The sequence below is a fragment of the Amycolatopsis sp. lyj-109 genome (genome assembly GCF_046548995.1).
GTDB lineage: Bacteria > Actinomycetota > Actinomycetes > Mycobacteriales > Pseudonocardiaceae > Amycolatopsis.
Map to the genome: position 1 here is coordinate 63,456 of NZ_JAJPWR010000037.1, position 14,886 is coordinate 78,341.

Annotated in this window: 12 protein-coding genes; 5 read left to right on the forward strand and 7 right to left on the reverse strand. The window is 70.2% G+C overall.

All coding sequences use genetic code 11. From position 1 onward, the window contains the following. Positions 1–10: 10 nt before the first annotated feature. Complete coding sequence (locus tag ACLJQF_RS45095) at positions 11–1,021, reverse strand: LacI family DNA-binding transcriptional regulator (protein ID WP_410616506.1); 1,011 nt, start codon at positions 1,019–1,021, stop codon at positions 11–13. A 134-nt stretch (positions 1,022–1,155) separates the two neighbouring features. Here ACLJQF_RS45095 and ACLJQF_RS45100 point away from each other — a divergent pair, with 134 nt between their 5' ends. Genes ACLJQF_RS45100 through ACLJQF_RS45115 form a run of 4 tightly spaced genes read left to right on the forward strand, consistent with a single transcriptional unit; the run spans position 1,156 to position 7,294 of the window. Next, the gene (locus ACLJQF_RS45100; protein WP_410616508.1) at positions 1,156–2,451 is read left to right on the forward strand and encodes an extracellular solute-binding protein; all 1,296 of its coding nucleotides are present in this window, start codon (positions 1,156–1,158) and stop codon (positions 2,449–2,451) included. Then, positions 2,448–3,419, forward strand: coding sequence for a carbohydrate ABC transporter permease (locus ACLJQF_RS45105; protein WP_410616510.1), 972 nt, complete (start codon positions 2,448–2,450; stop codon positions 3,417–3,419). Before ACLJQF_RS45100 ends, ACLJQF_RS45105 begins: the two co-directional genes overlap by 4 nt. Then, positions 3,419–4,243, forward strand: a complete 825-nt coding sequence (locus ACLJQF_RS45110; RefSeq protein WP_410616512.1) for a carbohydrate ABC transporter permease — start codon at positions 3,419–3,421, stop codon at positions 4,241–4,243. The genes ACLJQF_RS45105 and ACLJQF_RS45110 overlap by 1 nt, the downstream gene beginning before the upstream one ends. Before the next feature lie 15 nt (positions 4,244–4,258). Continuing rightward, positions 4,259–7,294 (forward strand): glycosyl hydrolase 115 family protein, encoded by a 3,036-nt coding sequence (locus ACLJQF_RS45115; RefSeq protein ID WP_410616514.1) that lies wholly within the window; start codon positions 4,259–4,261, stop codon positions 7,292–7,294. 214 nt (positions 7,295–7,508) lie between these two features. Here the strand turns inward: ACLJQF_RS45115 and ACLJQF_RS45120 are convergent, their stop codons facing one another. After that, complete coding sequence (locus ACLJQF_RS45120; RefSeq protein ID WP_360170725.1) at positions 7,509–8,570, reverse strand: LacI family DNA-binding transcriptional regulator; 1,062 nt, start codon at positions 8,568–8,570, stop codon at positions 7,509–7,511. A gap of 89 nt (positions 8,571–8,659) precedes the next feature. On the opposite strand from ACLJQF_RS45120, the gene ACLJQF_RS45125 reads away from it, so the two are divergent. Next, positions 8,660–9,685 (forward strand): endo-1,4-beta-xylanase, encoded by a 1,026-nt coding sequence (locus ACLJQF_RS45125; RefSeq protein WP_410616517.1) that lies wholly within the window; start codon positions 8,660–8,662, stop codon positions 9,683–9,685. A gap of 52 nt (positions 9,686–9,737) precedes the next feature. Here the strand turns inward: ACLJQF_RS45125 and ACLJQF_RS45130 are convergent, their stop codons facing one another. The 5 genes from ACLJQF_RS45130 to ACLJQF_RS45150 form a co-directional block, all read right to left on the reverse strand. Next, the gene (locus tag ACLJQF_RS45130; protein WP_410616519.1) at positions 9,738–10,292 is read right to left on the reverse strand and encodes a polysaccharide deacetylase family protein; all 555 of its coding nucleotides are present in this window, start codon (positions 10,290–10,292) and stop codon (positions 9,738–9,740) included. Between the two features lie 57 nt (positions 10,293–10,349). After that, positions 10,350–11,279: an acyl-CoA desaturase gene (locus ACLJQF_RS45135; RefSeq protein WP_410616521.1), complete on the reverse strand. Its 930-nt coding sequence runs from the start codon at positions 11,277–11,279 to the stop codon at positions 10,350–10,352. Positions 11,280–11,614: 335 nt separating this feature from the next. Continuing rightward, positions 11,615–11,818: a cold-shock protein gene (locus ACLJQF_RS45140; RefSeq protein ID WP_004558414.1), complete on the reverse strand. Its 204-nt coding sequence runs from the start codon at positions 11,816–11,818 to the stop codon at positions 11,615–11,617. Between the two features lie 100 nt (positions 11,819–11,918). Beyond that, positions 11,919–13,214: a class I SAM-dependent methyltransferase gene (locus ACLJQF_RS45145; protein WP_410616522.1), complete on the reverse strand. Its 1,296-nt coding sequence runs from the start codon at positions 13,212–13,214 to the stop codon at positions 11,919–11,921. After that, complete coding sequence (locus ACLJQF_RS45150) at positions 13,196–14,602, reverse strand: FAD-binding oxidoreductase (protein WP_410616524.1); 1,407 nt, start codon at positions 14,600–14,602, stop codon at positions 13,196–13,198. Before ACLJQF_RS45150 ends, ACLJQF_RS45145 begins: the two co-directional genes overlap by 19 nt. Positions 14,603–14,886 lie beyond the last annotated feature (284 nt).

Below are 14,886 nucleotides of genomic sequence, written 5' to 3' on the forward strand. Positions count from 1 at the left end.
AGGAAACGGTTCAGGGGAGGGCGCGGGTGGAGTGCCGCACCACCAGGCCGGTGTCGAGCGTGACGTGCGTGCGCTCGACGTCGTCGCCGTTGATCAGTGCGATGAGCATCCGGATGGCGCGGTGCCCCATCTCGCGGATCGGCTGGTCCACTGTGGTCAGTGGCGGGCTGCAGAGCGCCGACTCGGGCACGTTGTCGAAGCCCACCACGGAAAGGTCGCCGGGCACGGCCAGCCCGAGTTCGCGGGCCGCGCCCACGGTCGCGATCGCCGAGATGTCGTTCGCGGCGAACACCGCGGTCGGCCGGTCCGGGCCGGTCAGCAGGGCGTGCGCCGAGGCCGCGGAGATCTCCGGGTCGTAGGCACCGATCCTGATCAGGTCTTCGTCCGGCGTGATGCCCGCGGCCGTGAGCGCCCGGAGGTACCCGGTCTTGCGCAGCTCGGCCGACTGCAGGTCGGGCCGGCCGGAGAGGAAGGCGATCCGCCGGTGCCCCAGGTCGAGGAGGTGCTCGGTGGCCAGTTGCGCGCCGCGCAGGTTGTCGGAGTCGATGGTCGGCAGGTGCGACGGCCCGGTGTGCGGGTCGACGGCGACGACCGGCGTGCCCGGCACGGCTTCCAGCGAGACGGTGGGCGTGACCAGCAAGGCGCCGTCGACGAGGGTGCCGCTCAGCCGGGAGAGGTAGCGCTTTTCCCAGCCGACCGGGTCGCCGGTGCGGCCACCCGCGGAGTAGACGACGAGTTCGAAGCCACTGCCGCGGATGGCGTCCGCGGCTCCCTTGAGCAGCTCGGTCGAGAACGGTTCGAGGTCGGCGACCAGGATGCCGATGACGTTCGTCCGGTGATTTCTCAGGCTCTGCGCGACCAGGCTCGCTTCGTAGCCGAGCTCTTCGATCACGGCACGGACCCGCGCGAGCGTCGCGGCGGAAACGCCGTAGCGCTCGTTGATCACCTTCGAAACCGTGGCCACCGAGACGCCGGCCCGAGCGGCGACGTCACGGATGGTCACCCTGGAACTGGGCTGCATCGGCTCAGACTAACCATAGAAAACGTTATCGACAACGATTGACATCCCATTTGCCCCGGGAGCAGACTCTTCGCCAACCCGGGCGCCAAGCTGCCCCGTCCAACTCGGCCGAAGTCGTCAGGAGTGGACCCACGATGTTTGTGAAACGCCGGATCCCCGTTCTCGCCGCCCTGGCGGCCCTCGTTCCGCTCGCGTTGTCGGCGTGCAGCGGGGGGACCGAAGCCCCCGCGCAGCCGAGCGGCCCGGTCACCTTGACCTGGTGGCACAACGGCACCACCGATCCGATCAAGACGGTCTGGGAGAAGGTCGTCGCCGACTACCAGAAGGCGCACCCCGAAGTCACGATCAAGGCGCAGCCGCTGCAGAACGAGGACTTCGGCACCAAGGTCCCGCTCGCCCTGCAGTCGGCCGAGCCGCCGGACATCTACCAGTCGTGGGGCGCGGGCGACCTGGCCTCGCAGATCACCTCGGGCAAGGTCGCCGACATCACCGGAGACACCAAGTCGTGGATCGAACAGGCCACCGGCAAGTTCGGTGAGAAGTGGCAGGTCGACGGCAAGCAGTACGGCGTGCCGTTCACGCAGCACTTCGTCGGCTTCTGGTACCGCAAGGACCTGTTCCAGCAGGCGGGGATCACCACCCCGCCGAAGACCATGGACGAGCTGAACGCCGCCGTCACGGCGCTGAAGGCCAAGGGGCTCGCGCCGATCTCGGTCGGCGGCAAGGACCGCTGGCCCGATGCCTTCTACTTCAACTACTTCGCCATCCGCGAGTGCTCGACCGCGGTGCTCCAGCAGTCGGTGAAGGCGGTCAAGCTCGAGGACCCGTGCTGGACGAAGGCCGGGCAGGACCTGAAGAACTTCCTGGCCACCGAACCGTTCCAGACCGGGTTCGCCGGCACGCCCGCCCAGCAGGGCGCGGGCAGCTCCGCCGGCCTCGTCGCCAACGGCAAGGCCGCGATGGAGCTGCAGGGCGACTGGGAGCCCGGCACGATGTCGTCGCTGACCGAGGACAAGGACCTCGAGTCGAAGGTCGGCTGGTTCCCGTTCCCGTCCGTGGCGGGTGGCCAGGGCGACCCGGCGGCCGTGCTCGGCGGCGGTGACGGCTACGCCTGCACCACTCGCGCGTCCAAGGCCTGCACGGCCTTCCTGCAGTACCTGGTCAGCGAGCCGGTGCAGACCGAGCTGTCCGCGAAGGGGACCGGCCTGCCCGTGAACGCCGTGGCCGCGAAGGCGCTGAAGACCGACGTGCTCCGGCAGGTCTACGACTACGGCACGAAGGCGCCGTACCTGCAGATGTACTTCGACCGGGCGTTCCCGACCGCGGTCGGCGCCGCGCTGAACGACGCGGTGGCCAACATGTTCGCCGGCCAGGGCACCCCCGAAGGCATCGTGACCGCCGTCAACCAGGCCGCGGCGGGCAACAAGTGACCACGGCGACGACTCCGGTGCGGACGGCGGCGCGGCCGTCCGCACCGGCGGTCACCGCCCGGAAACACCGGCCCGGCCTGCGCAAGCGGCTCGAGCTGGCGCTGCTGCTCGGGCCCGCCCTGCTGCTGTTCACCGGGTTCGTCCTGGTGCCGATCGGGATCGCGGCGTTCTACAGCGTCTTCAACTGGAACGGCTTCGGCCCGCTCGACGACTTCGTCGGGTTCAAGAACTACGCCGATGCCTTCGGCGGCACGGTGTTCCAGGGCGCCATCGTCCACAACCTGATCATCGCCGGGCTGTCGATCGTGGTGCAGCTGCCGCTGTCGATCGGCTTGGCGCTGCTGCTCAACCGGAAGCTGCGGGGACGCGCGGTGCTGCGCGCCCTGGTGTTCGCCCCGTACGTCCTTTCCGAGGCGATCACCGCGGTGATCTGGGCGCTCATGCTGCAGCCCAACGGGTTCGCCGACCAGGTGCTCAGGGGAGCCGGCCTCGGCGGGCTGGTCCACAACTGGCTGGCCGACCCGGGCATCGTGCTCTACACGATGTTCGCGGTGATCACCTGGAAGTACATCGGCTTCGGCATCATCCTGCTGCTCGCCGGCCTGCAGGGGGTGCCGGCCGAACTGCGCGAAGCCGCGGCGCTCGACGGCGCGTCGGCGTGGCAGACCACCCGGCACGTCGTGCTGCCCCTGCTCGGGCCGACCATCCGGATCTGGATCTTCCTGTCGGTGATCGGCTCGCTCCAGCTGTTCGACGTCGTCTGGATCATGACGACCGGCGGCCCGGCGAACGCGTCGACGACGATGGCGACCTACCTGATCGACCACGGCTTCAAGCGCTACGAGTTCGGGTTCGGCTCCGCGGTGGCGGTGATCCTGTTCGTCATCTGCTTCGTGTTCGCCCTGCTGTACCAGCGGTTCGCGCTCCGCCGCGACACCCAGGGGGCCCTGACGAGGATGGTGGGCTGATGCGCTCGGGCAAGTTCGGCCTGTCGATGGGCTACCTCGCGGCGATCGTCGTGGTCGGCGTGACCGTCGTGCCGCTGCTGTTCGTGGCGCTCGGCGGGTTCCGCACCAACGCGCAGATCAACACCGACCCGTCCGGGATGCCCGGGCCGTGGGTGTTCGACAACTACGCTTCGGTGCTCGGTTCCAGCGCGTTCTGGACCTTCCTCGGCAACAGCGCGCTGATCGCGGTGATCGCCACGGCGCTGGCCGTCGGGCTCGGCTCGATGGCCGGGTACGCGCTTTCGCGTTATCACTTCAAGGGCCGGGAGGCGTTCTACACGCTGTTCACCCTCGGCCTGCTGTTTCCGCTCGGCGTGGCGACGCTGCCGCTGTACCTGTGGCTGCGCCAGCTGGGCCTGCTCGAAAGCTTCTGGGGCGTGGCGATCCCGGAGGCGGCGTTCTCGCTCCCGGTGACGATCGTGATCCTGCGCCCGTTCATGCACGCGATCCCCGGCGAGATCGAGGACGCGGCCGTGCTCGACGGCACCACCCGGCTCGGGTTCTTCTGGCGCATCCTGCTGCCGCTGTCGACACCCGCGCTGACCACGGTCGCCGTGCTCGCCTTCGTCACCAGCTGGAACGCGTACCTGTTGCCGCTGCTGGTGTTCAACGACTCCGTGCACTTCACGCTCCCGCTCGGCGTCGCCTCGTTCCAGTCCCAGTACTCCCAGGACACCGCCCGGGTACTCGCGTTCACCGCGTTGTCGGCGATTCCCGCGCTCGCGTTCTTCGTGCTCGCCGAACGGCGCATCGTCGGCGGGCTGACCGGATCCGTGAAGGGCTGACTCAGGAGGTCTGCCGTGCCGTCCGAGGTACACCGTCGTGCCTTCCTGCAACTACTCGCCGTGGCCGGGGCGGCGGGGTCGGTAACCCTGCCGGGCCTCGCCGAAGCCGGGACCGGCTTCCCGGTGGTGTCACGGGGAAAGGCCGCGACGATCGTGGTCGGCTCGGGCGATCTCCCGGGCGTGCGGCGGGTCGTGGGCGACCTGGCCGCCGACGTCGAACGCGTCACGGGCGTGCGGCCCGCGGTGTCGTTCGACGTCGTCCCCGCGCACGGCCCGGTCGTCGTGGTCGGCACGCTCGGTCACAGCCCGCTGGTCGACGCGCTGGTCGCGGCCGGCAAGCTCGACGTCACCGGGATCGCCGGGAAGTGGGAGACGTCGCTCAGCCAGGTCGTCGACGGCCGCCTGGTGCTCACCGGCAGTGACCAGCGCGGTGTGATCTACGGCGTCTACGAGGTGTCCCGGCGCATCGGCGTCTCACCCTGGTACTGGTGGGCGGACGTGCCGCCGCGGCGCCAGGCGGAACTGCACCTGCCGCGCGAGCGGTTCAGCCTCGGCACCCCGCACGTGAAGTACCGCGGCTTCTTCATCAACGACGAGAACCCGGCGCTCGGCACCTGGGCCCCGGCCTTCTTCGGGCCGGGCCAGGCGCCCGGCTTCCCCAACGGCTTCAACCACCTGTTCTTCGCCAAGGTCTTCGAGACCATGCTCCGGCTGCGGGCCAACTACCTCTGGCCGGCGGTGTGGGGGCGGGCGTTCGCCGAGGACGACCCGCTCAACCACGCGACGGCCAAGGAGTACGGCATCGTGATGGGCACCTCGCACGAGGCACCGATGATGCGCGGGATCGAGGAGTGGAACCGGCACGCGGTGCCCGCCGTCCGCGACGCGGCCGGAAACATCACCACGCCGGGCCACGACCCGTACGGCGGCACGGGGGAGTGGAGCTTCCGCCGCAACGGCGAGGCGATCAAGGCCTACTGGACCGACGGGATCCGCCGGATGGTCCGCGAGGACTTCGAAGGCGTCGTCACGCTCGGCATGCGCGGCAACGGCGACGTCGGCCTGCCCGACGGCGACGGCATCGAGCTGATGCGCGAGATCATCGCCACCGAACGGGAGATCCTCGCCCGCGAGACCGGCCGGGACCTCACCACCGTGCCGCAGGTCTGGACGCTGTACAAGGAAGTCCAGCGGTACTGGGCCAAGGGCCTGCGCCCGCCGGACGACGTCATCGTCGTGTTCACCGACGACAACTGGGGCAACATCCGCAAGATGCCCGACCTGTCCCTGCCACCGCACCCCGGCGGGTACGGGCTCTATTACCACTTCGACTACGTCGGCGGCGGCCGCAACTACAAGTGGGTCGACACCGCGCTGCTCGCGAACACCTGGGAGCAGCTGCACCAGGCCTTCGCCTACGGCAACGACCGGTTGTGGGTGGCCAACGTCGGGGACATGAAGGGCAACGAGCTGCCGCTGCAGTTCTTCCTCGACTACGCCTGGGATCCCGCCTCGCTGCCGGTCGAGCGATTGTCCACTTGGGAGCGTCAGTTCGCTTCGGAGAACTTCGGCGCGGCCCTGGCGGCGGAGATCGCCGGGGTGCTGCACGACTACGGGCGGCTGCAGTCCCGCCGCAAGCCGGAGCTGCTCAACCGGCGGATCACCGTGGACGCCGCCGGCACGATCACCTACGACGACCAGCTGACGCCGTTCAGCCTGGTCAACTACCGCGAGCTGGACCGGGTCACGCAGGAGTGGCAGGACCTCGCGCAGCGGGCGTCGAAGATCGGCGCGCGGCTGCCGAAGGCGTTCCAAGACGCCTTCTACGAGCTGATCGGGTACGCGACCCGGGCGACGGCGAACCTGTACGCGCTGCGGCGCGCCGAGTTCACGAACCTCCTCTACGCGGCACAGGGCCGGGCATCGGCGAACGCCTTGGCCGCCGTGACCGAGGCCCGGTTCGCCGACGACCTGGCGCTCGCGGAGAAGTACAACACCGGCATCGCCGGCGGGAAGTGGAAGGGGTTCCAGACCCAGCCGCACATCGACTACGGCGACGTCGCCCGGTACGGCCCGAACGCGCCCTGGCAGCAGCCGGAGCTGAACAACGTGGCGCTGCCGGACGTCATCTTCCCGGCGGTGAAGCGAATCGAACTGCCGGCCGCGGCGTCGCTCGGGGTCGCCGTCGACGGCTCGACGGACGCGTGGCCCGGCGCCGCGGGACGGCCGGCCCTGCCGGAGTTCAGCCCGTACCAAAGTGCGCCGCCGCAGTACATCGACGTCTTCAACCGCGGCCGGACGCCGTTCCGCTGCACCGTGACGACGGGCGCGCCGTGGGTGCTGGTCGAGCCGCGCGGCGGCCGCGTGGAGGAGGAGCTGCGCATGACCGTGCGGATCGACTGGGCCCGGGTGCCGAAAGGCACCACGACCGTGCCGATCACGGTGTCGGGCGCGGGTGGTTCGGTCGCGGTGGACGCCGTCGTGCGCAACCCGGTGGAACCGGCCCGGGGGTTCGTCGAGGCCGGCGGCTACGTGTCGATGGAGGCCGAGCACTGCAGCGCCACCATCGGCACGGCGGAGGTGGGGTGGCGGCGCATCCCGGACATCGGACGAACCGGCGCGGGGATGACCCCGTTCCCGGTGACGGCGGCGAGCCGCGCACCGGGAGCGGGGCCGCGCCTGGAGTACCGGACGACGCTGTTCACGACCGGGCCGGTGACGGTGTGGGCGTACCTGTCCCCGCGCAGCAACGTGCTGGCGGGCGACGGCCTGAGGTACGCGGTGGCGTTCGACGACGCGGACCCGCAGGTCGTGAACATCACGAAGGCGACGGGAGCGGACGACACGTCCATGAACCGCCAGTGGGAGCGGACGACGTCGGACAACGTGAACCTGACGGCGACGCGGCACGTGATCGGGGCGCCGGGAGCGCACGTGCTCAAGTTCTGGATGGTCGACCCGGCGGTGATCCTGCAGAAGCTGGTGATCGACACCGGCGGGCTGCGGGCGAGCTACCTGGGCCCGCCGGAAAGCAGGCGGTGGCCGTGGTGAGCGAGCTCTCCCAGGCCGCCGGAGTGCGTGAAGCGAAGGGGCGTGATCCGGGCTCACGCCGCCCGGAACGGCTGCCGAGCGCCCGCCCGCCGGGGGCGCCCCCCGAATTCCACGCTACCGGTGGGCACCGACAATTCCGGTGCCCGGAGGCCGCTGAACGACAGCCGGCGCCGCGCCCGCCGGCCGTGGATCAGCCTCGATCCGCGCTACTCGCTCAGCCGGTCAACACCCGGTATCCCCGGTGCGCCGGCGCTGCCGTGCTGTGCCGGACCACCAGGCTGGTCGCCAGCTCCAGGCGGTGGCTCTCCGGGTCGACCCCGCGGGCCAGCGAGATCGCCAGCCGGGCGCCGGCCGCCGCCATCTCCTGCAGGGGCTGGCGGACCGTGGTCAGCTCCGGGGTCAGCCAGCGGGCGATCGGCAGATCGTCGAAGCCCACCACCGAAAGGTCGTCCGGGATGCGCAGACCCGCGTCGCGGGCCGCCTCGTACACGCCGAGTGCCTGCAGGTCACTGCCGGCGAACACCGCCGTCGGCCGGTCCGGGAGGGTGAGCAGTGAAGCCAGCTCCCGGTAGCCGGCCCGGACGTGGAAGTCGCCGCGGCGCACCAGGGCCGGGTCGAACGCCAGGCCGGCCGTCTCCAGTGCCGTGCGGTACCCGTCGATCCGGGCCCGGCTGCACAAGACTCCTTCCGGTCCGCCGATCATCGCGATCCGGCGGTGGCCGAGTTCCACGAGGTGCCGGGTGGCCGTCAGCCCGCCCTGCCAGTTCGTGGCCCCGATCGAGGGCGTCTCCGGCCCGGGCGCGCCGGCGGGGTCGACCACGACCAGCGGGATGTCCCGGGCCCGGAGCTTCGCCAGCTGCCCGCCGGTGAAGTCCGAACACACCGAAACGATGCCGACCGGCCGCCGGGCGAGGACGCTCTCGAGCCAGCTCTGTCCCGGTGTGTGGCGGCCCGACGATTCCGCCAGCACCACCGCCATTCCGTTTTCGCGGGCGACGCACTCCACGCCGCGGATGATTTCCAGTGCCCACGTGCTTTCGAGTTCGTGGAACATCAGCTCCAGTAGCCGGGAACGGCGGGAACGTTCGTCGGCGCGCCGCCGGTACCCGTATTTCCCGATGACTGCTTCGACGCGGGCGCGGGTGCTTTCGGCGACGTCGGGACGGCCGTTCAGCACTTTCGAAACTGTCGGGACGGAGACACCGGTCTCGGCGGCGATCCGGGCGATGGTCACCCGGGTCTCGGTCGGCTCGAGCTCGTCAGACTTCGTTGTCATGACGGAGATTCTAGGTCATCGAAACCTGAATTGAAACGGTTGGAAAGTTTCGGAACACCGTTGGCACTATTGTCTCGTGGAGGATGAAGATGCTGGGAAGAATTCCTAAGAAACGCGCCCTGCTGACGGTCGCGGCGGTCATGGGTATTGCCGTGTGGCAGGCACCGGCAGCGTCGGCGGCACCGGCTTCGGTGCCGCTGCAATACGCCACGAACCGATACGTCGGCAGCGCGGTGGCCGCGTCGTACCTCGCTTCGGAAACCGATTACCGGGCGGTGCTCACGCGGGAATTCGACAACGTGACGCCCGAGAACGAGATGAAGTGGGGCACGATCGAAGCCGTGCGCGGCCAGTACGACTGGTCCGGTGCCGACGCGATCGTCAAGTACGCCCGCGAGCACCGCAAGACCGTCCGCGGCCACACGCTGGTCTGGCACTCCCAGCTCCCGGACTGGGTCGGCGCGCTGCCCGCCGACGAGCTCCGCCGGGTCCTGCGCGACCACATCACCACCGAAGTCAAGCGGTACAAGGGAAAGATCCGCGCCTGGGACGTGGTCAACGAGATCTTCAACGAGGACGGCACCCGGCGTGACACGGTCTTCCGGCAGAAGCTCGGCGACGGCTTCGTCGCCGACGTCTTCCGCTGGGCGCACGCGGCCGACCCGGCGGCGAAGCTCTACGTCAACGACTACAACATCGAGGGGATCAACCCGAAGAGCGACGCGGTGTACGACCTGGTGAAGACGCTGCGGCGGCAGGGCGTGCCGATCAGCGGCGTCGGCATCCAGGGTCACCTGTCGATCCAGTACGGCTTCCCGGGTCAGTACCGCGAGAACCTGGCCCGGTTCGCCAAGATCGGCGTGGAGACCGCGGTCACCGAGGCGGACGTCCGGATCCCGACCCCGCCCGACGCGGCCAAGCTCGCCACTCAGGCAAGTTACTTCGGGCAGCTGTGGGACGGCTGCCACGCCGTCCGCAAGTGCGTCGAGTTCACGACCTGGGGGTTCACGGACCGGCACTCGTGGGTCCCGGACGTCTTCCCGGGTGAAGGCGCGGCCTGCCTCTTCGACGAGAACCTGCGCCCGAAGCCGGCGTACTTCGCCCTCAACCCCTGACGAAAGTTCGTGAAGGCCACCTTGACGAACTTCAAGTTCGTCAAGGTGGCCTTCACGAACCGCCGGAGGCGGCGACGGGACCGGGACGCAGGCCGCGCGCGGTGAGCGCGGCGAGGATGCGGGGGACCGCTTCCACCGTGGCCGGGCGGCCTTCGTGCATCAGCACGACGCCACCCGGCTGCGCGTCCCCGGCCGCGGCGGTGATCTCGTCCGCGGAGCAGCCCGCCCAGTCGCGGGTGTCGACGCTCCACAGCACCTCGGAGAGTTCGTGCGCCGCCACGGTCGCCGAGACCGACGCGTCCGTGTCGCCGTAGGGCGGCCGGAACAGGGCCGGCCGGACCCCGGTCAGCCGGGTCAGCAGGTCCTGCGTGCGCCGGATCTCCCGCTCGCGGTCGGCCGCGGGCAGCGTGGTCAGCCGCGGGTGCGTCCACGTGTGGTTGCCGATGGCGTGGCCCGCCGCGGCGATCGCCCGGACCAGGTCCGGGTGGGCCGCCGCGTGCTCGCCCCACAGGAAGAACGTCGCCCGCGTGCCGGCGAGCGCAGCCAGCAGCGCCGGCGTCGTCTCGGGGTACGGGCCGTCGTCGAAGGTCAGCGCGACCGTGTCCATCTCTCCAAGATCACCGAGTCCCTTCGCGGCGGTCAAGGAGTTTCGGGCGGTTATCGCTCAGCGAGCGAGCGACGCCAGCCGCTTCGCCGTCGGCCAGCGGACGTTCCACGCCCAGCCCAGCTTCTCGAACGCCCAGATCACCCGCGCCGAGATGTCGATCTGCCCGCGCTGCGCGCCGTGGCGGGCCGACGTCGGGTCGGCGTGGTGGGTGTTGTGCCAGGACTCGCCCATCGACAGGATCGCCAGCGGCCAGAAGTTGGCCGAGCGGTCGCGGCTGGCGAACGGACGCTCGCCGATCATGTGGCAGACCGAGTTCACCGACCACGTCACGTGGTGCTGGAAGGAGATCCGCGCCAGCCCCGCCCACAGGAACGCGGTCAGCGCGCCCCACCACGACAGCGTGATCAGCCCACCGAGCAGCGGCGGGAGCAGCAGGCTCAGCACCACCCACAGCGGGAAGAGCCGGTCGACGACGCGCAGGTCGCGGTCGGCGGCGAGGTCCGGGGCGAACCGCTCGACGTTGGTCTTGTCGCGGCCGAAGAGCCAGCCCATGTGCGCGTGCCAGAACCCGCGGGCCAGCGCCACCGGCGACGTCCCGAACAGCCACGGCGAATGCGGGTCGCCGTCCCGGTCGGAGAAGGCGTGGTGCCGGCGGTGGTCGGCGACCCAGCCGATCACCGGGCCCTGCGCCGCGAGGCCACCGGCGACGGCCAGCGCGATCCGCAGTGCCCGCTTCGCGCGGAACGAGCCGTGCGTGAAGTAGCGGTGGTACCCGACGGTGACCCCGAGCGTCGAGACGACGAAGAACGCGCCGCCGATCGCGAGGTCGACCCAGCTGATGCCCCAGCCCCAGAACACCGGGACGGCGACGGCCAGCGCGAGGAACGGGACCAGCAGGAACGTGCGGATGGTGATCAGTTCGGGGATCGTCTGCTTGCCCGAAAGCACGGGTTTCGGAGCCGGACGGGCCTTCACAGAGGCGGTCATGCACTACTCGATTCGGGGTCTACGCCGCGCCGGACGGAGCCGGGCGCGGGAAGGCCAGGGTCGGGAACACCCGGCCGTCAGCGGTCTGGAGGGGTGGCCGGGCGGGTCGCCGCTCCTGCCGGCGATCGGCCTCAGGGCCACGGCGCAAGAGTCCGGCCGGCCGGACGCCGGCGTACTGAGGTGCTCTCGCCTCGTTCCAGGTTACCGGATCGTTGTGAACGCGCAGTGTGGGCGGAGACGGTGTGGGTGGAGATGATGGCGGCGGAGACGGTGGGGCGGAGACGAGGAAGGCCCCCGCCCCGGGTGGGGGCGAGGGCCTTCGGGTGCCTCGTGGCTCAGATGACGCTGACGCGCTGGGCCTGCGGGCCCTTCTGGCCCTGGCCGATTTCGAACTCCACGCGCTGACCCTCGTCGAGCGACTTGAAGCCGCTGCCCTGGATCTCGGAGTAGTGGACGAACACGTCCGGACCCCCGCCGTCCTGCGCGATGAAGCCGAAGCCCTTTTCGCCGTTGAACCACTTGACACTGCCCTGAGCCATACCCATACCTACTCTTTGTAGTGAGCCTGGACGTCCCGTTCGGACACCCGGTCTCGCGACCATTCTTCCATTGCCGGAGCGGCGAGGCTAGCCCCGGTGGTCAAACTCCCCAATCGGGGCGCAGCGGCATCCCCATTCCGCCCTCGCTGTCGGTCCGGACGCCGAGGATGTGGTGCAGTTCGATCTCGCGCCGCTCGAAGGCCAGCCGGCAGGCCGCGAGGTAGAGCGCCCACACCCGGCTGCGCCCGGCACCGGCCTCGGCGACGGCCTCGTCCCAGTGTTCGTCGAGGTTGGCGCACCATCCGGCCAGCGTCGTCGCGTAGTGCTCGCGCAGGTTCTCCGAGTGCCGCACCTCCAGCCCGGCGTCGTGCATGGCCGTCATCAGCTCGCCGGGTGCCTCGAGCTCGCCGTCCGGGAAGACGTAGCGGTCGATGAACCCGCGCGAGCGGTGCGCGACGCTGGTGTCGGGGTTGGTGATGCAGTGGTTGAGCAGGCGTCCGTGCGGCTTGAGCTTGCCGGCCAGGAAGCGGAAGTAGCCCGGCACGTTGCGCGCGCCGATGTGCTCGGTCAGGCCGATCGAGGAGATGGCGTCGAACCCGGACTCGGTGACGTCCCGGTAGTCCTGGTGCCGGATCTCGGCGCGGTCGGCGATCCCCAGCGCGACGATGTTCTTCTGCGCCCACTGGGCCTGCTCGCGCGAAAGGGTGACGCCGATCGCCTCGACGCCGTAGTGCCGGACGGCGTGCGCGACCATGCCGCCCCAGCCGCAGCCCACGTCGAGCAGCTTCATCCCGGGCTGGAGGCCGAGCTTCTTGCAGACCAGGTCGAACTTGTGCGCCTGCGCCTCTTCCAGGGTGGCGCCCTCGTGGGGGAACACCGCGCACGTGTAGGCCATCGACGGGCCGAGGACCAGCTCGTAGAACCGGTTGGACACGTCGTAGTGACTGGCGATGGCCTCGCTGTCACGCGCCTTCGAGTGCCGCAGGGCCGTCATCCCGCGCCGGAACCGGCTCGGGTGCTCCTCGGCCGGCGGCTTGACCACCCGCAGGTGGCGCGGGCCGAGCTTGCGCAGCAGCCACAGCCGGTCGGCCGCGGTGAGCTGGTCGACCTGGGCCGACAGGGCGTGCAGGGCGGCGTAGAGGTCGCCGGTGACCTCCAGCGCGCCGGCGACGTACGCGCGGGCGAGGCCGAGGTCGCCGGGGGAGGACATCAGGTAGTCCAGGGCCAGCGGCGAGCGCACCTCGAAGGCCACCGGCGCGTCGGCCGGGCCGCTGCGGCTGCCGTCGTAGGCGGTGATCGACACCTGGGCGCGGGGTCCGAGCAGCCGCTCGAACACGGCGCCGACGGTGATGTTTTCCTGGGTCACGTTCGTTCCTTTCACCGGCGGCGGACACATTTTTCGTAGAGGCCGAGCAGCCGCTCGCGCGGGTCGTAGGCGCCCTTGAGCTTCCGGTAGGCGTCGCCGTTGTAGAGCCGCCAGAACTCGTCCTCGGTGTAGAAGCTGTCCGAGTAGAGCGACTTGTGCCCGCCGAGGCGGGTGACCTCGGCTTCGATCATCCGGTTGTGCACGCCGTCGCGCTCGCCGGGGGCGAGCGGCACGGACGACCAGAATCCGAAGTTGACGTACAGCTCTTCGGGGTCCAGCTCGTACAGCGGCCAGCGGACGCCGCCGGGCCGCTGGCGCAGGGGGCAGATCCAGACCGGGCTGATCGGGATCTCGCGTTCGAAGAACTCGAGGAACTCCGCGGCCCGGCCGACCGGCACCTCGATGTCCTGCACGATCGTCTCTTCCGGCGGCATCCGCCGGAGCTTCAGCAGCCGCTCGGCGATCCGGAACCGCCGGTCGAGCGCGACGGCCTTCCAGTACACCGAGGACCGCAGGAACCGGCGGCCGAGCAGCAGCCGGGGAAGCCGGTGCTGGACGCCGAACGCGCGCGAGCACCAGAACCAGTCCGTGTCCCAGCGCCAGAGGTAGTCCCGGATGGTGAGATGGTCGGTTTCGCGCCGCTGGATGGAGCGGTAGTAGATGTCGAGCCAGGTGTAGTCGCTGGTCGCGGGCGCGGTGTCGGTGAACGTCCCGAGCGTCAGGTACAGCTCGTCCGGGCCGAAGACCGTGCCGTCGACGAAATCGACGTGCTCGCCCTCGTGCTCGCTCTTCGCGCAGATCTCGCTCAACGCCTCGAAGAACTTGCCGCGGTCGTGGTGGCGGACGTGGCGCAGCTGCACGAACGGCTTCACCGGCTCCAGGAGGATCCGCAGCCGCAGCGCGTAGCCGAGGGTGCCGTAGGAGTTGGGGAAGCCGTGGAACAGATCGCGGTGCTCGTTGTCCGGCGTGGCGACGACGATCCGGCCGTCCCCGGTGAGCACCTCGAGCTCCAGCACCGATTCGTGCGGCATGCCGTTGCGGAACGACGAGGACTCGATGCCGAGCCCGGTCACCGCGCCGCCCAGGGTGATCGTCTTCAGCTGCGGCACGACCAGCGGCATCAGGCCGTGCGGCAGCGTGGCGTCGACGAGCTGCTCGTAGGTGACCATGCCCTCGACGTCGGCGGTGCGGGTGGCCGGGTCGACGCGCAGGACGTGGCTGAACCCGGCGACGTCCAGCCCGGGGTGCTTCGCCGCGGCGCGGGAGCGGAAGAGGTTCGACGTCCGTTTCGCCAGCCGGACGGTCGCTTCGCCGCTGAGGGCGGCGAGCTGCCGTCTCAGGGCGTCGACGCGGGCTTCGTGCTCGGGGAAAGCCGGGCCCGAACGGGCTTCGGGCACCCCGGCCTGATCGATGGTCACGCCCTTGATCCTGCCTCACCGGAGGCCCTGGTGGCTCGTCGGACGTCGTGAAATGACTCATTCCCGTCTTCGAAAATGGCGAATGAGCCGGGCCCGCTCCCGCGGTGGCTCCTCCGGCGGCCCCGCAGGTGTCTTGAATGACTCATTCAGGACGTCGGAGGTCCTGGCTCGTAAATCGAGGTGACTGTGGGCGCGCGGTAGCGCCCCCGGCGTAGCGCAGCGGAGCCGGGGCCCGGGGTGAAGGGGTTAGGCGGCGTGGGGTTGGAGGGTGACGTGCTGGCCGG